At 71.4% G+C, this 20,576-nt stretch carries 13 protein-coding genes; 1 reads left to right on the plus strand and 12 read right to left on the minus strand.

The annotated features are described in order from the left end of the window. Window positions 1-309: 309 nt before the first annotated feature. From WME85_RS11825 to WME85_RS11855, 7 genes are all read right to left on the minus strand, one after another. Complete coding sequence (locus WME85_RS11825) at window positions 310-1,758, minus strand: protein kinase domain-containing protein (protein WP_437837727.1); 1,449 nt, start codon at window positions 1,756-1,758, stop codon at window positions 310-312. A 53-nt stretch (window positions 1,759-1,811) separates the two neighbouring features. Then, window positions 1,812-2,804, minus strand: coding sequence for a hypothetical protein (locus WME85_RS11830; protein WP_437837729.1), 993 nt, complete (start codon window positions 2,802-2,804; stop codon window positions 1,812-1,814). Between the two features lie 297 nt (window positions 2,805-3,101). Then, window positions 3,102-3,722: a hypothetical protein gene (locus tag WME85_RS11835; RefSeq protein WP_437837731.1), complete on the minus strand. Its 621-nt coding sequence runs from the start codon at window positions 3,720-3,722 to the stop codon at window positions 3,102-3,104. A gap of 20 nt (window positions 3,723-3,742) precedes the next feature. Then, window positions 3,743-4,246, minus strand: coding sequence for a hypothetical protein (locus WME85_RS11840; RefSeq protein ID WP_437837732.1), 504 nt, complete (start codon window positions 4,244-4,246; stop codon window positions 3,743-3,745). A gap of 9 nt (window positions 4,247-4,255) precedes the next feature. Beyond that, window positions 4,256-4,978, minus strand: a complete 723-nt coding sequence (locus WME85_RS11845) for a hypothetical protein (protein ID WP_437837734.1) — start codon at window positions 4,976-4,978, stop codon at window positions 4,256-4,258. A gap of 243 nt (window positions 4,979-5,221) precedes the next feature. Next, window positions 5,222-6,007 (minus strand): hypothetical protein, encoded by a 786-nt coding sequence (locus WME85_RS11850; protein WP_437309224.1) that lies wholly within the window; start codon window positions 6,005-6,007, stop codon window positions 5,222-5,224. 506 nt (window positions 6,008-6,513) lie between these two features. Continuing rightward, on the minus strand, window positions 6,514-10,896 hold the full coding sequence (locus WME85_RS11855; protein WP_437837736.1) for an NACHT domain-containing protein: 4,383 nt from the start codon (window positions 10,894-10,896) through the stop codon (window positions 6,514-6,516). Window positions 10,897-11,168: 272 nt separating this feature from the next. Here WME85_RS11855 and WME85_RS11860 point away from each other — a divergent pair, with 272 nt between their 5' ends. Beyond that, window positions 11,169-14,528 carry a hypothetical protein gene (locus WME85_RS11860; protein WP_437837738.1) on the plus strand — a complete coding sequence of 1,120 codons (3,360 nt, stop codon included), beginning with the start codon at window positions 11,169-11,171 and terminating at the stop codon, window positions 14,526-14,528. 55 nt (window positions 14,529-14,583) lie between these two features. On the opposite strand, the gene WME85_RS11865 is transcribed toward WME85_RS11860, so the two are convergent. The 5 genes from WME85_RS11865 to WME85_RS11885 all read right to left on the minus strand — a co-directional run bounded on the left by WME85_RS11865 (window position 14,584) and on the right by WME85_RS11885 (window position 20,562). Further along, window positions 14,584-15,732, minus strand: a complete 1,149-nt coding sequence (locus tag WME85_RS11865) for a hypothetical protein (protein ID WP_437837740.1) — start codon at window positions 15,730-15,732, stop codon at window positions 14,584-14,586. Then, entirely contained in the window at window positions 15,729-16,787 is a 1,059-nt protein-coding gene (locus WME85_RS11870) for a tetratricopeptide repeat protein (protein WP_437837742.1), read from the minus strand. The genes WME85_RS11865 and WME85_RS11870 overlap by 4 nt, the downstream gene beginning before the upstream one ends. A gap of 80 nt (window positions 16,788-16,867) precedes the next feature. Next, a complete protein-coding gene (locus WME85_RS11875; protein ID WP_437837744.1) occupies window positions 16,868-18,430 on the minus strand; it encodes a serine/threonine-protein kinase in 1,563 nt (520 codons plus the stop codon). 154 nt (window positions 18,431-18,584) lie between these two features. After that, window positions 18,585-19,127 carry a 2'-5' RNA ligase family protein gene (locus WME85_RS11880; protein WP_437837746.1) on the minus strand — a complete coding sequence of 181 codons (543 nt, stop codon included), beginning with the start codon at window positions 19,125-19,127 and terminating at the stop codon, window positions 18,585-18,587. Between the two features lie 160 nt (window positions 19,128-19,287). Next, complete coding sequence (locus tag WME85_RS11885; RefSeq protein ID WP_437837748.1) at window positions 19,288-20,562, minus strand: glycosyltransferase; 1,275 nt, start codon at window positions 20,560-20,562, stop codon at window positions 19,288-19,290. Window positions 20,563-20,576 lie beyond the last annotated feature (14 nt).

Here is a 20,576-nt window from a genome sequence, read left to right on the forward strand (position 1 = left end):
ACCAAGCTGGGGATCACGCACAGTGCGAACCCAGGCGGGATCTCCGGCTGCACGACGCCGGCGCAAGCCCTGGCCATCGCGCCCGGCGGTGGCACCGGCTGGAGCCGGACCCCATCCCACAGTATGTCGCGCGCCTCCGGGCAGGGCGGGACGTCGTCCCTGGACCCCTCCCAGAGCCACACGGCATGAGCGCCCTCTCGCGGTCCTCTCTGACTGCAATCGGGATCTTCCGGCTCACTTCCACAGGAGGGCGCGGCGACGGAAACGATCAATACCATCGCGGGAAATCGCATGTCGCTCGGCCCCTGCCTAATACATCTCGTCATCTCCGCAGCTCACGTCGCCGCGATCACAAAACGGCCGCTCCGGGGTGGATCGCGTCACTTCGTCTCGGCTCAGCGCCGCGGTCCAGCGCGGATGGCTCGACCCGCGCGGCGTACCACGCGGAGGCATCGCACGTGCCCCCCGCGCCTCACCGGCAGGGCGTGCGCCCATGGCGCGGCGAGCGGCGGCCGGCGGCGCGACCACGATCGGGAGCTTCCGCGCAACCGCTACGCCCTGCGCGCGGTGCGAGAGCCAGGCGAACGTCAGGCACGACACCGCGAGGGCGAGGGCGGAGACCGCGACGCCGAGGCCGGCCAGCGCAGCGGTCGAGCGCCCCGCGCCGCTTCGGCGGGCGCCGCAGTCGGGCGCATCCTTTACGTGGAGCGCGGGCGGCGCGGGTCGATGCGAATCCGGTGTCCCCGCCGGCGCTGGGTGTGCGAGCAGCTCCAGAGAGGGGAGCTCCGGCACCGGCGGTTCCTCCTCCTCGGCCGGAAAGGCCCCTGACGGGTGGGGGGCGGGCCGTTCGAGCTCGCTTTCGATCGCCCGACCCGAGCTGGACGGACCGCTGCTCGGGCGAGAACAGGTGCCGGGTCCTTCCGGCTCGTCCTCCAGCGCCCGGAGCCGTTCTTTCTGGGCGCTGCGCAGTGTCGGAGGCACAAGCTCCACGGCCGCCGCGGCCCCGTCCTGCGAGGTGGGAGCGCGGTCCAGCCGGGGCCACGCCTCCACCAAGCCCTTCAACACCGCGATCAGGAGCTCGACGCTGGCGTACCTGTGCCGCGGATCCTCGGCGAGCGCCATCTCGATGGCGGCGCGAACCGCGGACGGCGTGCCGTCCGGGAACGTGAGCCTCGCACGTCGGAGGTCCGGCGAGCGAGCCTGTCCTTCATGGAGCTCGCGCCCGCAGACGAGCTCGTAGAGCACGGTTCCAAGCCCGTAGACGTCCGCCCGCGGGCCGGCCTTGCCCCCTCCCAGCAGCTCGGGGGCGGCAACCTGCGGCTCCCGGGCCGCATCGGAGGCACCGAGCCGGAAAAGCCGCACAAGGCCGAAATGGGTGATGAGAAGGCTTCGGTCACGAGCGATGAGGACGCGGTCGGGGCTCAGCGAGCCGTGGACCCATCCCAGGTCGTGACACCGCGCGATCACCTCCGCGAGCGCGATCACTGTCTCGAGCGCCGCGGCCCCGAGATCGGCACCGCGCCTGTCCTCTGTGACCGGAACCGCTGGGCCAAGGCGGCGCGTCGCGATCCAGGCGACCGATCCGCTCACGTCCCCGTAGAGAACGGGCTCGATCTGCGGCACCGCGCGCGCGATCTCCTGCAAGCGCGCGATCTCGGCTGCGAACGTGGCTCCGTCCATCGGTCCGGGATCACGCAGGTGCAGCCATACCGTGTCCGTCGCGTCGCCGAGCTGTCTGGCCAGCACCGTGCGGATCATGCCGTCTCGGACCACTCCGAGGATTTGGTGCCCTTCCCAGAGCTCGCCGGCGCCTACCATACGAACATCACCTCCGCCCCGGTCACGCGCGCGCGGATCTGGGTGCCGTCGCGCAGCACGGCGTAGATCAAGGTCGCTCCGGCGAGCGTCGTGCCGGCGACCAGGGTTGCGGTGCTGATCTGGTCCATCATGGCCGCGCTCGCCACGTTCTCACGGGTACGCCATCGCCATGTGGATTGGTCCAGCGCGTACACTACCGTTCCGACCTCCGCCCGCTCACTGGCCGCTGCCACATGAAGCGCGAGGCCCGTCGCGAGGAGCGCCAGCGAGGCCGCCCCGCCTGCCGGCACGATCCACCTCGCCGGGTCTCCCTGGCCCGCCGGCGGCTGCGGCGCGCGCGGCGGCGGGGGCGCGGCGGCGGGAACGGGCGGCGTGGCCGTGGGCGGCGTGGCCGTGGGCGGTGTGGCTGTGGGTGGTGCCAGCAGGGCGGTCCTCGACTCGCCGGCTGGGGCCGAGACCGTCGTGCTCACGACCTGCCCGTCCGGGAGCGCGGCGCTCACCTCGTGCTGCCCGGGCGCCACGTAGATCCGCCCCGTGTCGCCGACCCGGCGGCCGCCCACGAGCACGGCGATCGCCCCCGGCGGCGCGAGCACGGCGACCTCCGCGACCTGCTGCCGCGCCTCGGCGAGATCCTCGTGCCTCGTCTCGTACAGGCGTTGCTCCCGGGGCGTCTCGGGTGGCTCCATCTTGGCGACGCAGCGCTCGAGCTCGTCCACCGCGTCTACCCATCGGGCCAGGCGGCGATCGAGCTGCCCGAGCTGGCACATCGCCACGTTCGTGTGCTCGAGCGCGTAGATCCGCGCCCAGATCGCGCGCGCGCCCGCGATGTCGAGACGGTCGAAGGCGGCCTCGGCCTCGCGGACGAGCTTCTTGATGTGCGCGGGCCGCGTTGGAGGCTGCTCGGCTCCGGCGGGCGGCAGGAAGAGGAGGAACGCGGCGGCGGCGAACGCTTGAACGAGCAGGGAGCGCAGCGCGGAGCGGTTCACGGTTCACCTTGACCCGAGCGCGAGGACCTCACGCGGTGCGCCCCTATCAGGCGGCGCCTTTCTCAGGGCTGATATCCAGGCACGGCTGTCCTGTGCGGGGAACCTAGCATGGTCGTGCGAGCCCATTGAACCCCCTTCAGGGTTCAATTTTCGCGGCGAGCCGCATTGCGGATTACGCCGCGAAATTGTCGGCGCGCCCGAGCTTTTTCTGCACCGGGTGGGTCGCTGTCATGTCGCCCTCCTCCGCCGCCCTCCCGGCGCCGGGGCCGACGCGGGCGCGCTGCCCGAGGCGGTTAGTTACGGTGAGCTCGACGTGGCGTGACCTTCGAACCGGTCCCATCCCTCGGGCGGCTCGGGAACGCCGAGCGCAGCGATCACGTCACGCGCGTTTCTCTGGATCTCGTCCGGCACGGTCGTGGAGGGGGTCCACGTGGCAAAGAGAGCGCGGAGCTTGAGGGCATAGGGTTCCGCGTCGAGCGTGGCGTGGTTCCCCTCCCCGTAGGGAGATCGCTTCGTCTCGGCGACCACCTCGAGGTAGGCGTCAATGCACCGGAGCATCTCCTCGCGGCTCGGGAGGCTCTTCGTCTTGGCGATGACCCGCGGGGCAGCGAAGGCAGCCATAGTGTTGGCGAACCCGGCGGTCGCCATGCCATGTCTTCGCGTGCGGGCCATCATGGCTTCGCGCTGCGCGGGATCGACGGGCGCGAGCGCTGCCGCGGCCTCTCCTGCCGCGATCCCTCCGTCCGGGGTGCCTGTCGCCTCTCCAGCGCCGTTCGTGCTGCCGGACTCGGTGGGCTCGGCCGACTCGGCCGGGTCCGGCGCGCCGCCTCCACGGGTCGTGCAGCCTCCCGCGAGCGCCGAGAAAGCAGCGGAGAGGACCGTGGCGCTGGCGATGGTCTTTGAGTACCTTATCGGCATGGGGGGCTCCCGAATCGAGCTCAACGACTGGATTGCTTCGGTGGCCATTGGCCTTTCAGGATCGCCGGCACGCCTTCGGGCCAGAGAAGCGAGTCCTCGAACTTGATCCCGTCTGCCTCCGGGTCCTCATACGCGTCCCACCCGCAGGCGGGCGCCTTGATCCCTTCATGTTCTATGAGCGCCCGGGAGATGGTCATCATCTCCTCCGCCAGACCCGGCCCTGTCCAACGTTCGAAGAGTTCCCGCAGGCGTATGGCGAGCGCCAGCCGTCGCTCGTAGTGCACAGGTTGAAACTGTGGCGCCGCGACGCGAGCGCCCTTTTTCACGTAAGCGATGTAAATATCCAGCAGACGCAGCAAGTGCTCGCGAGGCGGCACGCGGCTGAACCTGCTGTAGACGCGAGGCGAGGCGAAGGCCCATAGCCAGTAGGTTACGTTGATGACGTCGGCCGTGTTTTCGACGACCTCTCCGCCATCGCCCCTAGTAAATGTCAGGGTGTTCCCGTCCTCGAAGGTGATCTTCATCGTTTTTGCTCACCAGTAGGTACAGTGCCTGTCGCCATGGCCCCAGTGCGAAACGAGGATGTACGCTCCAGCGACATGGCTGCCGTTCTTGAGGCAGCCGTAAACGCACACAGACTTGAAGGCGAGGTTCCCGAGCTCCCACGGGCACCAGGGGCACGCGCCTTTGTGGCAGGATGTCACCATGCAGAACGCCTGCTCGCCGTTGCTCAATGGACACTCCGTCGTCTGGGGGCAGACATACGGTTCGTTGAAGCACGCGAAGTCAGGGTAGATGCCGTCCGTCGCAGCCAGCGTGATAGCCTCCGGCGTTTCCATCCAGGCGTGCGCCGCATCCCACCCGGCCGGCGCGTACTGCTCTGTCAGGGAATCGATCGCCGCCTCGTCAATGGTCGCTGGATCGAGCACGTGCGATTCGACGAGGCTCGCGACCATCACTGCCGCGTAGGAGGTCGCCATGGTCTTGAGGGCGAGCTCCTGGGGATCGACGTTCAGCAGCTCCTCGTACGCCTGTTCCTCCGGGGACAGCGGCTCGTCGTCGACTTCATCGGGCTCCGAGCCGCCTCCGGGCTCACTCTCCTCGTCAGGGCGCTCCGCCGGCTCGTTCTCCGCGGGCTCGTCTTCTATCTCGTCTCGATCCGTCGGTCGGATGTGGATGGTGCATGCCGGAACCAGCACGGCAAGAAACCCACCCGTCAACACGAGCGCAATCGCACGACGCGTCCACAGCTGCATTCTGCCCTCCTTGACGCGGCGCATTCTATGGAGGCGCGCAGAGGACGTCGACGGACGCCCCTCCCGAGCTGTGCATCAGAAATTTCCTGAATCCGCGCGTCTCATCGTTGCGGCTCAGCGCGAGCTGGGATTAGCGCGAACTGTGGGAGCCGGAGTCTCGTGCTCTGCGCCCGCGAACGGACGCGCCCTCTCACGTCGAGGCGCCCCCCCGGTCGAGCGCGGAGGACACCCCCTTCGCTGCGCTCAGAGCACGTCCGGCGGAGGCGGCGCGGCGGGGCTCGGCTTGACCTTCGCCTTGACTTTGCGGTGCGCCAGGCCGAGCCGGACCAGGAAGTCCCGCCGCTTGACGACCGCGCGGGCCGTCTCGGCCCATTCGCGGTGCCACGCGTGGAGCGCGCGGAGCGCCTCGACGTGCTCCCGGCTATCGACGACCGCCCTCACCGTCGCCGCGTCGCCGGTCGCCTCCTCGTCGTCCTCCTCGGCCGCCGCCCCGGCGCCCGACGCGGTGTCGACGAGCTGACGCAGCCGGGTGCGCTCTTCCCTGGTGATCCCGCGCTTCGAGAGCGTCTCCAGCGCGGCGTGGTCGTCCTTGCGGGTGGCCTTGCGCGCCGGGCTCTTCTCGAGGGCGTCGAGCCGGTCGAGCAACGTCTTCACGGACACGACCGCGGCCGGGCCCACCTGCGCGGTGAGGTTGTCGAACACGAATTTCTCCTGCGCCGGGTGGCGCCGCTGGAGCGCCGCGCGGATGAGCCGGAAGTGCGGCTCGTCCCATGCGTCCAGCTCGGCGATCGCATTGCCGACCTCGGCGTCCTCGACCTCGTCGGGCTCGCCGGTGCCGAAGCCGGAGGCGCGGTGGAGCAGATCCCAGCCCTCCCTGTGGTCCTCATCGGTGTAGCCGCGCTCGCGGAGGAGCGCGCGGATCTGCCTGTTCTTGCCCGCCGCCGACAGGAACCTGAGCGCGCGGCCCGGCACCTCGGCGAGGACCTGCCGGCTGGGACCTTCGCCGTCGATCTCGATCTCTGAGCTCACATCAACCTCCCTGACGCGAAATGAGCACGGAGCGCGCTGTGCCCGCAAGCCGGTGCGGTGTCGCCGCACGGATGCGGCGCTCGGCTAGAGAGTGCCCGGCGCGTGGGCGAAGGCATGTCGACCGGTCCGGAGGACATGCCGGGCGGTCCTGGAGGCCCACGGGCGCCATTTCCATGCCATGTTGGGCGCGTCCGAGAGCCTCGTGGGCAGCCCGGAGGGCTGAACGGCCGGGGTTTGGGCCAGATCTGGCGGCCCGGATGACATGTCAGGTGGGCCGACAAGCTTCCGGACCGGCCGACATGGCCTCCGGAACGCGGCGGGTGGCCCTCCCGGCCGCCCGACAAGCTATACGGAGCCACCGACATGCCTCCGGGAACCGTCGGCATGGCCTCCGGAGCGCGTGGGGTGGCCCTCCGGGCCGCCCGACAGGGCGTCCCGTGGCCGACGGTCGCCTTGCTCGGGGTTCGCTCTCCTGATCGCCAGGCGTGCCTGATGAGATCGATTGCCTACTCGTCCGGATGACCGTCGAGCCGGGGCGATACGTCGAGCTCGCGCAGAGTCCGTCGCGCCCCGTACAGCTCCATCTCGAGGAGGCGCTCGAAGAGCGCGAGCCCTTCCTCGCGGTAGTCCGGTAGCCGCTGGAGGGTCACTGCGATGTTGATCAGTTCGTCCTCCGCCCTGTCCAGCTTCTGCGTAGCTCCAGGCATCCGCGTGGACTCATCCAGCAGGGCCTTGCAGAGAGCAAGTACGCGGCGAGAGTCGTCCGCGCACATCGCCTTGAGATTTGTGACGAGGGGGTAGGGACTGGCGGCGACCAGGAGAGACGGATGCTCCAAGAGCGCGTCCAGGAAGTCGCTCGTGCTGTCATCGGCAAGGAGAACAGAGCTGCGAGAGAATACCGTCATGATGGCTGCAGCGACATCTCCGCGGGCTCGCGGTACCAGCCGTAGCAGCACCTCCGTGCTGAGGGCCCGTCCCTTCGGAGTGGACCAGAGACTCCCAGCAGCGTAAGCGAGCCCGAGCCAGATGCGTTCCTGGTCAACTCTCCCTGCCTCGTCGGCATGCAGAGCCCTATCGATCTCTTCCCTGACCCAGCCCAGCTCGGGTTGACGTACAGCCAGGAGCAAGAGGAGCTCGCCGTATGCCTGGGCGCCGTTCCTCCATGGGCTGTCGCGGATATCATGCAACCATCCATGCAGCACGTGGCCATCTGTCCACGAGCACATCCTGGCGACGAGGTGTGTACCCTCCTCGCAGTCTCGGACGCGAGGATGTTCCGCGAAGAGGCGGATCACGAAATCATGGAGTCGGTCGCTGCGTCCCATGTATTCAACGTACCTCAGCAGCGCGCGCCACGTCCGCACCTGCTCGCGACGCGTCAGGTGGCGCTCGAGTACGTCGAGTAGCGAGTCGATGGCCTCTGGCTCACGACGCATGTAGCCATTCACCAGCGCATGCAGGATCGTGAAGTTCCCATGGGGAAGAGTGCTGAGTCCGCCATTCGAACGAAGAATGCTGCGCGGCCGCTCTGAGCTATTGCTCTGACGCCGCTCCGACTCTGGAGGGCTGTCTTTTAGCCATGTTTCCAGCAGCCGACAGCTCCGCTCCGAGAGGCCAGGGCCGCGACGAGCAAGCTTGTCGAACGCCCAAGCCGCGCGCTCACGGTACTCTTCGGAGTCGAACCCCCGCTCTTCGAGTTGGAAGAGCAGCTCCTCTATCTCCTCCACTGGACGGCCCACGGACGCCTCCGCCAGCGCTTCTACGATGTAGCCGGCCGGCCGCGCATGGCTGGTGGGGTGGAGGTGAGGAAGGATGCGGAGGGCGCGCGCAGGGGCCGTTTTGGCAACTTCAGCCAGTTCCCCCGATACCTGGATGCTTCCCCCCTGCAACCACTTGGATGGGTGGTGCCCTTCTGTGGAGTCTGGAAGCTCCCGCAGTAGGTTAAGGATCTCCTCGTCCTTTGACTTGAGCATCTCCGAGGCGAGCATCGGGCTCTCGATCGGCCTGAGCTCGAAGTCGCTTATCAAGCGGCTGTCCTCCAGGCCATCAAGCACACGGCCCTCATGGTCGATGAGGCGCCGTGCTTCCGGTGACAGATGTACGCATCCCTCCAGCGCGCGGAGCAAACGCAGCCGGATGAATCGGTTCGACCTCTGCCAGTGGCATTGCCGCTCCGCGTCATCCGTAGCCCGGTTCTCGTCGTACCGGTACGAGCGGAGTATCGCGGTCTCCAGCCGCCGTGCGTCCTCTAGTCGCAGGTGCGGCGAGATGGCTTCGAACAGCTCGCAGCTAGCGTAGAGCTCGTCCTGGTAGTCTCCGACGAAGAGCCGCCGAGGATCCCGGAGCAAGTACTCGAGGACGTCGAGCGCACGGCAGGAGGCGACCTCCTTCAACCCAGCGGCGAGCAACCTATGTACACCGAGGAGATCGCTCACCTCCCACTGTTGTACGAACGTAATGAACCTGTCTGCGTCTTGGCGTGCTAGGCACTCCACGGCGATCCAAATTGCTTCTGGCAGCTCGTCGATGGGGCCGCTCCTGCTGCGCCGCCTGCGCATGACGCCATCCTCACAATAGCCGATGATCAAGTCGTGATCTGGTCGACTGAGCTCGTCGAGCACAGTGACCATCCAGGGCCACACTTCCTGCAGAAACGGCCCGGGAGCCTTACGTGCGAGTTCGTTTAACCCGTGCAGACCATGACGGTCTTCCAGGAGCTCCTGGAACCGCTGAAGCGGCCAGCCGCTCGGCTGCTCCTCTTCGACCATGGAGCGGTTGCGCTGCAGTTCTTGATCCAGCACTGCCCTCACCACTCGCATTGCCAGCTCTGGCCTGTCCGCTGCGATGCTGTTCACGACCCGCCCCAGTCCGAACCGCGACTGCTCGGCGTCGACAACAGGGTGGGTTGCCAGCGTGAGCACTGCGTTCACCGCACGGTCGTCCCACACCTTCAGCTCGCGCATGGTCCAGAGCGCGAGGTGTGCCCGGGCTGGCTGGCACACCCAGTGGCGTTCAAGCAAGCTCAGCACACGTTCGCGTGCGAACGGCCACGCCATTGCGAGCATCCCGCACACGTCGTCCGCGAACGGGCCGTCCATCAAGGCAGGTAGGTGTCGGTCCGCGAGCCGCTGGAACCAGCCCCGGCTGCCCGCCACAGCGCCCAGCGTCACCCGGCGCAGGAAGCCGCTTTCCCTCAGGGGCGGCAGGAGGATCGCCGCCTCCTCCTCCATCGGATCGTCGAGGTGGCCCAGGAAATCGAGCACGAGCGCGCGCAAATGCGTACGCAGATCCCGCATTTTCCAGAGAGCGTCGAGTTCCTTGCGGTAGCGGCCCCGCGAGGCGCCGCGGAGGTTGACCAGGGCGCTCCAGAGGGTCGCGCGGACGAACAGAGAGCCGCCGCGCTGCCGGACGTGCTCGCAGAGCCGCTCCTCGCCGAGGAGGAACGAGCGCGCATGGGTGAAGGCGAACCACGTCTGATGCGTGAACGCGACCTTGGTACCCTCCTGCCGGAGGATCCCCGCGGCCTGCAGCTGGTCGAGCTGCAGCCGGAACCGGCTGAACCGCGCGAGCGGTGCCTCGAGTTCTTCTTCGCCGGCCATGTAGGAGGCGATCTTCACGAGCACTCGCTCGCGTCGCTGGTCCCCGTCAGCTCCGAGCACGCGCTGTGTCCACAGCTCTTCCAGCATGTGCTGGTACGTCTCGAAGACCGGCATCTTCTCTCTACCTTCCGCGACCGCGAGGAACGTTACGAGGTGCTGGGGCACGCGCAGCGACTCCAGGAACGGTCTATGCAGCCGCTGGGGCTCGACGCCGCGCGCCCGCAGGACGCGCTCCACTTCGGGCAAACCGGGAGGCTCCAGCTGGATCGGCCTGGCGTGCAGCGCCTGCAGGCGGTGGTCGTGGCGATGCTCGAAATCGCGGCAGGACAGCACGACGCGGAGCCCGGGAACACCCGCCGTGCTCGTGACCAGCTCCAGGAGAACTGACAGGCGCTGGGTGTGAGCGTCGACCAAATCGCAGAGCGCGTCGAGCTGGTCGATGATGAGCGCGGCGGAACGCCGCGACGCCAGCGATGACAACGCGGCGACGGGCGCCGTCGAGAGGTCGAGCCAGCATCGCAGCCTCTCGATCGAGTCGATGTCCTTCGGCAGCTTGTCTGCACGGATCGCGAGCAGCGCCTCCCCGCGCTGCTGCAGCTGGCTTGCCAGCCGGGCGAGGAGCGCTGACTTGCCGCTGCCCGGACCGCCCAGCAGGATGAGCGGCTTACTCTCGTCCTGCTGGAGAGCATCGAGCAGCTTCGTGAGTTCCGGCCGGTCAAGCCACTCCTTCGAGGAACGCGCTGGGTCCAGGCTCAGGAGGGGCTGCGAGGCGCGTTCAAATTCGACGAGGTGGACCTCCGGGCGGTCGTGCTCCAGCCCCGTGGTGGCTGCGACCGGCGTGCCGGCCCAGGCATGGGTCGCGTTGCGGAGGTGCCCGTTCAGCTCACGGAGGACCGTGTCCCATGCCTCATCGTGGTCGTCCCAGGGCGTGATGGCTCTCCGGTTTTTGGGGAGCAGCAGCCGTCCCAGCTCGCCGAGCCAAGTCTCCCAGTAGCAAGCGCGCACCAGGATGGGAACGACCAGCGCGCCTCCGCGGCGATGCCGATCCAGTGCCCTCGCGTACCGCTTCGAGCACGCCCCGTCAGCGATGAAGCTAGCGCTGATGAGGAGCAGGATGAGCTGGGCCGAATCGAGATGACGATGGACCTCGTCTTCCACCAGCTGGCCGACCTCCACCAGATCGCTGTGCCACCAGCTGACATCGCGCCCTGCTTTCCAGCCTTCGAGATGGTTTATCAGCTCCTTGAGCCGATCGTCATCCGCGGGGTGATGAATGATGCAGAGGTTCATCGGCCTATGCATCACGGGAGGGCGGAGAGACCAGAGCGCATGCGTTCACCTGCCGCAGGATTCCTAGCACGGCGAGTGCCGGGCAGCGCGCTCGGTGAGCGGCGGTTCACATGCAGGCGCCGCACGCGTACGCATCTCGATCATCCGAGGCGTGTGCGCTGCATACCTACGCAATTCTCCGCGCATGTGACGGCTTCAAAGATCACGGCACCAGTCCAGCGAAGCGCCCGGCGTTGCCCTGCTCACGCCTCGCGGCGTTATCATCGCCTCCCATGGACACCGCTTCCTTCCTCGCCGAGCTCGAGCCGAAGACGCACCACGACCGCGTCCGCCGCGCCGTGGAGCTGGGCCGCGCCGCCGCGCGCGGCGACGCCGACTCAAAGGCCCTCCTCGGCGCGCTCTCGGGCAGCGCTCAGCCGTACGAGCGCCTCCTCGCGCTCGTGAGCGTGTACGGCTCGGGGGACGGCGCGCGCGTCGTGGCGGCCCTCTCGGACCGCTCCCGCGTCGTGCGGCAGCGGGCGTGCGGCATGGTCGCCCGCTTCTGCGACGACGCGCAGGCGCTGGAAGCGCTCGGCGTCATCATCGAGCGGCGCTCCCTCCGGCGCGCCGTGGGCGACCTCGCTGACCGCAGGCGCCAGGGCGTCGTGGACGCCTTCCTCGGCGCGCGCCTGAAGCAAGGGCGCGATCCGAGGTTCGTGGACCTGCTCCCGTTCGGCTCCGAGGCGCTCCTGTCAGCGCACCGGCGCGACATCGACGAGGCAGGCGGCCCGCTCTGCCTCGCGCGGCTCGGCGACAAGCACCCCGAGGTCGCGGCGCGCTGGTTCGGGGAGGCGATCGCGCGCTCCCGCTCGCTCGACGTCCGCCACCGCTATCGCCTCTCGCCGCTCCTCGTCCCGCTCGCCCGGCGCGCCCCAGACGCCGCGCTGCGGCTGCTCCAGGCCCTCTTCGAGCTCGGCGAGGAGCCCTCGTTCCTCCAGGGCCCCCTCCGCGTGCTGGCCGTCGCGCGCCCGGCCGCCACGTTCGACCTCCTCAAGGCCCGCCACGAGAGCGGCCGCCCCGCGCGGCCGCCCGGCGCCTTCGCCGTCGTGCGCTTCGACAAGGGCGCGCCCGCCCTCGGCGCCGAGCGCCTCGAGTTCCTCATCCGCCACGCCTGGGGCGCGCTGAGCGACGGCAAGCGGGGCCCGCGGTGGTTCCTGCGCCTCTGCCCCGACGACCAGAAGGCCGTCCTGCGGGCCTTCCTCCTCGGCGGGCGCGGGGGCTTCGGCGCGTTCCTGTTCCGCTACGTGAGCGCCGACTCGGCCGAGGAGCAGGGAATGCGGGCGCGCGCCTTCGACCGCTGGTCCTGCGCCGCCCAGGCAGCCGACGGCACGATCGCGCCCGAGGTGCTCGAGGTCCTGCCCCGCGACCTGCGCGAGCGCGAGGCGCGGCGACACCTGTTCAGCTGCCCCTCGCTCGTCTCCAGGCCCGATCGGCGGATGACCTACGCGCGCCTCCTCTCGTTCGCCGAGGCCAGGGACGTGCTCGCGCCGCTCCTCGGGCACCCGGAGGGCGAGGAGCGGGCGAAGGCGCAGGGGCTGCTCCTCGCGACCGTCGCGCACGACCGGGGGGCGCTCGCCGACGCCCTCGCGAACGTGCGCGCCCGCAAGTTCGAGCAGGACCCGGTGCGGCGCGCGATGCTCGCGGCGCTCGCCGCGCTGCCGATCGCCCGGTTCGGGCCGGAGCACCTGGAGGCGGTGGGCGCCGTCGCGCAGGACGCGCTCGACGCCGCGGACCTGTCCCAGGCCACCGCCTCGGCCATGGAGCGCCTCGTGGTCCGGCTGTTCCGCGTCGACGGCGCGTGGGGCGCCCGCTGGCTCGCGAAGATCCTCGCCGTGCGCGGCTCGGCCTCGACGGCGGGGCTCGGGGACGGGCTGACGAGGGCCGAGGCCGAGCGGCTCACCCCGGCGCTCGCCCAGCTCGCGGACGCGTGGTCCACGAAGGAGCGGGCCGGGGCGGTGCTCCTGCTCGCGCAGAGCCTCGGCATCCGCCTCGAGGTGGTGCCGCCGCTGCTGGAGGCGCTGGAGCGGCTCGCCCGCGAGCTCCCGTTCGCCGGCGTCGCGGCCGCGGCGCTGGGCCTGCTGCGCGTCCACGATCGGCCGCGGTTCGCCCGGCTCGTGCCCGAGCTCCTGCGCGAGGACGCGAGCTTCGTCCTCGTCGGCGCCGTCGCCCGGCACGTGAGCCTCAAGCGCCAGGACCTCCTCGAGCCGCTGCTCGAGAGCCGGCCCATGACCGGCAGGTTCGCGACGGGCCGGACGCACTGGGTGATCGACTTCGGCGCGGGCCACGGCCGCTGGACGGCGCGGCAGCAGGAGCTGTACGCGGCCGCCCTGCGCGCGCTGCTCGAGGACGAGACGCGCGACGTCCCGACGCTGCGGTTCGCCATCGCCACGCTGGTCCGGCTCGCGTACGCCGACGCGTCGGCGATCACCCCGTTCGCCGCGGATCCGCGGCCACCGCTGCGCGAGATGGCCGTCCGGGGCCTGCCGTGGCTCGACGGCGGCCAAGGCGTGCCGGTCCTCATCGAGTGCCTGGGCGACGATCGCGCGCGCTGGGCGATCTACGCGCTCCGGAAGGCGTTCGCCGAGATGACCCGGGAGCGGGTGCTCGCGGAGCTCCGGGCGGTGCCGACCACCAAGGTGACCGTCGCCAAGGAGGTCGTGCGCCTGCTCGGCGAGCTCGGCGGCGACGACGCCTACCGGGACCTCTTGCGGCTGGACGGCCCGAAGACCCACCGCGACGTGCGGATCGCGCTGCTCCGGGCGCTCTGGGACCACCTGGGCCGGCCCGAGACATGGGACGTCTTCGGCCGCGCCGTCCAGGATCGCGACTGGATCGTCGCCTCGAAGCTCGCGGACATCCCGCTCGGCAGGCTGTCGACCGAGGCCGAGCAGCGCGTCGTGGGCCTGCTCGCCGCGATCCTCGGGCGGCCCGAGCCGGAAGCGCGGCTGGATCTGCTCCGGCGCGCCGCGCACCTGTCGCTGCGCGACGAGCAGCGCGCGCTCTTCCAGCGGCTGCTCGGGCACATGGAAGCGTCCGCGCCGGAAGAGGCGGCCGAGGCGCTGGCCGCCGTGCTCGCGAGGATGCAGCCGGGGGAGGTCGCGGCCGTCGTCCGGCGGCTCAAGGAGCTCTCGCCGAAGCGGCGCCACCTCGTGGCGTTCCTGCCCGTGCTCCACGCGCGGCTCGGCGCCTACGCCGCGCGGCACCACGTGGCCGTGGGCGAGGGGCTCCTCGCCGCGCTGAAGGCGGACGCCCTGGCCGTGCCCCACTACCTCGGGCTCGCGGAGCGCCTGCTCCAGTGGCGGGAGCTCGCGCAGGCGCTCTCCGAGCTCGGCGAGCGGGACCTCCTGCACCACGACGCGATGGTCGCGGCGATGTCCGCGGTGCGGGCCTGCGTGCACCCGTCGCTCCTCGAGGAGCAGCTGCGGGAGAGGCGCGATCCGCGGCTGCGCCGGCTCGCGCTGGAGGCGCTCGTGCAGGCGGCGTCGCCGAAGAACGGGTGGACGGAGGAGCGGCGGGCGCTGCTCGCCGAGCGCTACCGGAAGGACCCGTCGCCCGCGGTGGCGGGGCCGGCGTCGTTCGTCACGCCGCCGTGAGGGCGGCGCGCGGCGGGCGATCGGCTGTTGCGGACGCTTCGGACGTTGCGAACATTCACTGCGCGCAGGCGCTCTCGCTATCCCCGAACGCCGCGCCGCACTCGGTCGGGTCGCCGAGCGCGCGGCTGACATGGAGCAGGCGGCAGGAGAGCGCGGTCTCCTCGGCGCTCGCGACCGAGTAGCCCGAGTCGCGGGCCGCCCCCGGCAGCGCGCTGCAGTCGAGCGCGCACGCGGCCTGGTCCGGGAACGTCTCGTCGAAGTACTCCTTGCAGGCCGCCTCGAGCAGCGTGCAGTACGACTCGCAGTTGCCCGTGCTGCCCGTGCTCGGCTCGGCGTCGGACCCGCAGTGGCCGTCGCCGCCCGGACCCGTGTGCGCGCAGTGCGGGGTCGGGGCCAGCATGGCGCTGTACGCGTGGTACTTGCGGCAGCCCACGGTGTTCTCGGTCTGGTCCTCCACGCCGCCGGGGGGGAGCGCCGCGCAGACGGCGAGGCACTGCTCCGTCGACTCGTAGACCGAGAGCTCGCCGGTGCAGGCGGTCATGACGGCCTGGCAGAAGCTCTCGCAGCTCGGCGCGCTCCCCTCCGGGTCGATGCAGGGCTCCACCGGCATCAGGCTCGAGTGCTTGCAGTGCTCGTCGGGGTCCACGGTCGCGGAGCTCACGTGGACGAGGCGGCACTGCAGCGTGTCGCCCTCGTGGTTCTCGATGACGTCGAACATCTCGACGTCCGTGAGCCCCGCGCACATGGCGACGCAGTCCTCGTGCGTGGCGACCTCGGGCGTGCACGCGCTGGCGCGCAGCGAGCAGTAGCTCTCGCAGTTGGTCCCGCAGGTCCCGGCGCCGCCCGGGCCCGCCGCCGGGCAGTGCACCGCGAGCTCGCCGGTGAGCCCCGCGAGCTCCGCCTGGCGGGCGCGGCAGGCCACCGTGTTGTCCACGGGCTCGAGCGGATCCCCCGGATCGAGCAGCGCGCAGACGCCGTGGCAGGTCTCCACCGTGGAGTAGACCTGGAACTCGGCCGTGCAGCTCTCCATCACGGTCGCGCAGTACGACGCGCACTGCTCGCTCACCGGGTCAGGATCCGGCTCCCCTCCTGGATCGACGAAGGTGCGGTCCTCGATGCCCGCGATCGCGTGGCAGCCGAACCACGTCGCCATCGACAGCGGGGCGAGCAGGACGAGCGGCAGGAGCCCGGGGTTGCGCCTCATTCGAACGTACCTCCCACGCGCAGGCCTACATTGCGCGCGTCCACGATCGGCCCGACCTGCACGCGCGAGGTCTGCCTCGGCGCGACGACGAAGTACAGGACGGCGCCGCCGACCGCCGCGGCGGCGCCGACCCCGAAGGCGATGTTCGAGACCGTGGCCGCGCTGCTGGCCTCCTCGGTCAGCGTGACGCCGCGGCGGTCCTCGCACGTGCTGCCGCCCTTGCAGTAGGCCTCCGCGTCGCCGTTCTTCGAGATCGCCTTCACGCCGAAGAACGTGCCGACGCCGAGCCCGACGACGCCGGCGCCGCCCACGATGAGGCCGAGCAAGCGCGTCGTGTCGCCCCCGGACTCCGCCGCCGCCGCCGGCGCGGCGGCGCGCGGCGGCGCGGCGGGCTCCGCCGGCGACGCGGCGGAGCGAGGCGCCTCGGGAGGCGCGGTCGGCGGCGCCGCGAGCTTCTTCAGCGGCGGCACCTCGACGTTCGCCTCGGCCTTGTTGTCCCCCAGCTTCACGGTGGTCGTCCACGTCTCGTGGCCCGGGGCGCTCGCCTCGATCGCGATCTCGCCCGGGTCCCTCGGCATGGCGATGCCGAACAGCGAGCGCTCGAGCGCCTTGCCGTCGACGCGCACCGAGAACCCCTCGATGGCCGCGTCCGCCGCCGCGACGCTGACGCTCAGCTTCGACAGGAGCGGCTCGAGCCGGGCCGCCCTCGCCTGCGCCTTGCGGGAGCGCTCGGCCTGCCCCGAGGCCCTCGACTCCGACATGGCCTGACGGAACGTGGCCCAGGCGCTCGCCGTCCGCCCCGTCTTCTCGTAACACTCGGCCAGGTAGAGCAGCGTGCCGATCCCCGGGTCGATGCGGTAGCTCTGCTCCAGCCGAGGACACGCCTCCTCGTTGCGCCCTTGCTTCATCAGATCGAGCGCCCCGTCGAAGAGCGCCTCTGCAGCTGCCTTCTCGGCGGCGCTCGGCTCCGCCTGCGCGGGGAGCGCCCCGGAGATCAAGGCCGCGCACAGACCGAGTCCGACGCTGCGTGCGATGCTTCGCTGATGACGTTTCATTCGTCCCGTACTCTCCTCCGAACTGGCCACGAGGGGGCCCGAGGGCCGTCGATCCACGGCGCGCGGCGCGAGCGCCTCGCTCAGCGCCGCCCGCCGAAGTCGCTGATCTGGTTGTCCTGGCGCGGCTGCTGGCGCGCTCCCGAGCCCGCCTGCGGGCGCTCCGCGGGCCGCGGCGCCGCGCTCGCCGGCGCGGCGGGCTTGCCGGCGAGCGGCGCGGGCGCGGCCGATGCAGCGGGGGCGCTCGTTGCAGCGGGCGGCGCGGGCGCGCTCGGCGCCGCGGGCGCGCTGGGAGCCGCCGCCTCGGGCGCGGCGGCGCTGGCGGTGGCCGGGGCGGCCGCGGGCGCGGGCTCCTGCGCCGCGCCGGCGGGGGGCAGCGCCGCCGCGGGCGACGGGGGCTGCCCGCCGTCGGGGGCGGGCCCGGAGCGCAGGAAGAGCACGAGGGCGAGCGAGACCCCTGCCAGGGTGGCGGCCGCGGCGACGGCCAGGCCGATGAGCGCGCCCTTGCGCCCTGCCCGCGGCGGGAGCCCCGTGTTGCTCCACGAGTTGACCGTGGGGCCCGTCTCCGCTGTCGTCGTCGCGGGGGCCGGCGCGCCGGGCGGCGGCACGAACGCGCCCTGCGGCACGGAGGGCACGGAGGGCATGGACAGGCGCCCTCCGGCGGACTGCGCGCCTCCGGTGGTCGCGCCGGGGAGCGCGCTGACCCGGCTGAGCGACGGCAATCCGGCGTCCGGGAGCCCGAGCACGCGGCGCGCCCGCTCCACGTGTACCTGGGCGCCGGGCGGGCCGAACCCGACCAGCGCGACCCCGAGATCGCCGACGTTCCTCCACCGCTGATCGCGCTCCTTGGCGAGGCAGTGCATCACCGCCGCGTCCAGCTCGCGCGGGATGTCGGAGCGGATCTGCGCGATCGTGAGGGGCGTCTCGTAGAGCAGCGCGGAGAAGAGCTGAGGAACGGAGTCGCCGTTGTAGGGAGTCCGCCCGGTCAGCATCTCGTAGATGATGACGCCGAGAGACCAGATGTCCGCGCGCGCGTCCACGTCCCTGGCAGAGCGCACCTGCTCCGGAGACATGTAGAGCGGCGAGCCGAGGAGGGTCGCTGTCTTGGTCAGGGACAGATCGTCGCGCGATATCCCGAGCAGCGCCTTGGAGATACCGAAGTCGAGGACCTTGAGGATCCGCCCGCCGTCGGGCCGGCGCGCCAGGAACAGGTTCGCCGGCTTGAGATCGCGGTGCACGATCCCCGCGGCGTGCGCCTCCGCCATCGCCTCGATGGCCTGGAGGACGTACCCGATGGCCTCCATCTCGGGCAGCGGGCCTCGCGCGCGGATCTCGTCCGCGAGGTTGTTCCCGTCCAGGAACTCCATCACCATGTAGGGCATTCCGCCCGGCAGCGAGCCGACGTCGAGGACGCGCGCCACGTGCTCGCTCTTGATCCTGGCCAGCGCGCGCGCCTCGCGCCGGAACCGCTCGGTCGGGTCGCTGCCGTCGGCGCCGGGCGAGTGCAGGAACTTCATCGCGACGCGCTGATCGAGCTCCGTGTGCCACGCGGCGACGATCGTCCCCATCGCACCCGCGCCAACGATCTGCTCCACGCGGTATTTGCCCGCCAGCACGTCGCCCACAGCCACGGGAGGCACCGCCATGTACCCCAGGCTAGCCGAGATCGGGGGGAGCACATACCTCGGAGAGCCGCACCTCGCGATCCGCACGCAAGCAGCGTGTGGATTTTTCTACCGAAGTGGAATTGTGTTTCCGGACACAACGCGGACGATCCTGTCGCCGGCGCTGGCGAGGTGCTCAGGGGCTCGCCAGCGCGACGCCCGCGACGCGGCGCCAGCGTTCGGTCTCCCCCGCGACGGACCACAGCTCCAGCCGCTCCGCCCACCACACCTCGTGTCCGAGCGCCAGCACGCGCGGGTCCGCGGCGAGCGCCCGGCGGCGCTCCGCTGGCATGTGGCGTAGGTCGCCGTAGACGAGGCTCACGTGCGGGCGAAAGGGGGACTCGCTCGCGCCGAAGGCCGCCTCGGCCGCACTGCGCAGCGCCGCGAGCGGCTCGGTCCGCGCGACGTCGAGGAGCACGCACTGGTGCACCGCGCTGCCGGTGGCGGGGCCGCAAGCGCGCAGCGCCACGGGGCGGCGCGCGTCGCCGAGGTGGCCGAGCTTCGCGGCCAGCGCGCCGCCGTCGCCGCGCAGCCCGCCGAGCAAGGTGAGGTGGGGCGTGAACGCCGGCCCGCCGGTCTCCCGGGCGAGCGCCTCGATGAGCCGCTGGAGCCGCCCGAGCGGCGCGCCGCCAGGGATGAGCCACAGCGCGAACGCCTTCTCCTCCTGCTCCTGCGTCATCGCCGGCATCCTCTGGCGCCGCCGGCCCGCGCGGGCAAGCCGCCGCGGCGCCTGGTCACCTCATCCGGACATCCCCCGCTCCCACAGTGTGGCGGCCTGGGCACAAGGAGCATGGCACTCGGCAGCTGCGCGCGAGCGGCAGTCAGCGCGAGAGCGACAGTCAGCGCGCGCGCGCCGCGAGGTGCCGCTCGATATGGCCGAGCGCCGTCGCCACGCCGTCCTCGCCGCGGATCTTGCGGCCGAGCTCCTCGGCGCGCTGCCGCATGCCGCCGTCGGTCGCGGCGTCCCTGATCGCCTCCGCGAGGGCCTCGGTGCTGAGGCGCGGCCGCGGGATGGCGCGCGGGCCGACGCCGAGCTCCTCGACGCGCCGCCCCCAGAAGAGCTGGTCGGCGAGGTGCGGGACGACCACCGCGGGCCGCCCGGCGCGCAGGCACGCGGCCACGGTGCCGGCGCCCCCGTGGATCACCGCCGCGGCGACGCGCGGATAGAGCCAGTCGTGCGGCGCGGCGTCGATCCGCAGCATCGAGTCCGGCAGCGCCATGTCGCCGAGCCCGGCCCAGCCGGAGAGCAGGACCGCGCGCTGGCCGCTCCGCGCGACGGCGTCGACGAGGAGCCGGGTGGTGGCGCCGGGATCGTGGGACGTCATGCTGCCGAAGCCGACGGCGACCGGCGGCTCGCCCGCCGCGAGGAACCGCTCGAGCGCCTCGGGCGGCCGGTAGCCTTCGCCGCCCTCGTCGAGGAACCAGTAGCCCGTCGTGTGGAAGCTCGGCGGCCAGTCCGGCGGGTGCGGGACGACGTGGGCGCTGTAGCCGTGGACGACGAGCGTGCGGCGCAGCGCGGCCATGTACGCGCGCCGGTCCTGCGGCGGCAGGCCGAGCTGCTTCCGCACGCGGTTCGTGACGCCGCCGTACCAGCGCCACACGGTCGGCTCGATCATGAGCTTGCCGAAGAGGAGGTTGAGCACGCTGTCGCGGCGCGCGACGGGGGCCGCGAGCGCCGTCGGCCCGTGCCGCGTGGCCACGATCGAGGGCTGGAGCGGCATGCTGACCTGCGCCGCGCCGGAGGCCTCGGCGATCGACGCGGCGTACGTGTCCGAGGTGAAGCTGCTCAGGATGAGCTCGGCGCCCTCGCAGGCGCGCACGGCGTCCTGGACCATCTCGGCGCCGAAGCGGTCGATGAGCTTCTGCAGGATCCGCGACTGGGCCAGGGGGTTCGTGCCGCGCGACACCCACTCCTTGCCGAGGTCGCTCTCCATGATGTCGATCGAGTCGACGCTCGCCGGGATCGCCGTGAGCCCGTGCCCCTCGATCCAGCGCTGGAAGCTCTTGCCGGCGAGGACGCGGACCGCGTGGCCGCGCGCCGCGAGCCCCTTGCCGAGCGCGATCGCGGGCTGGACGTCCCCGCGGCTGCCGATGGCGAGAACGGTGGTCCTCATGCTGGTCGCCTCCG

It is taken from the genome of Sorangium sp. So ce1153, from assembly GCF_051521595.1.
GTDB lineage: Bacteria > Myxococcota_A > Polyangia > Polyangiales > Polyangiaceae > Sorangium.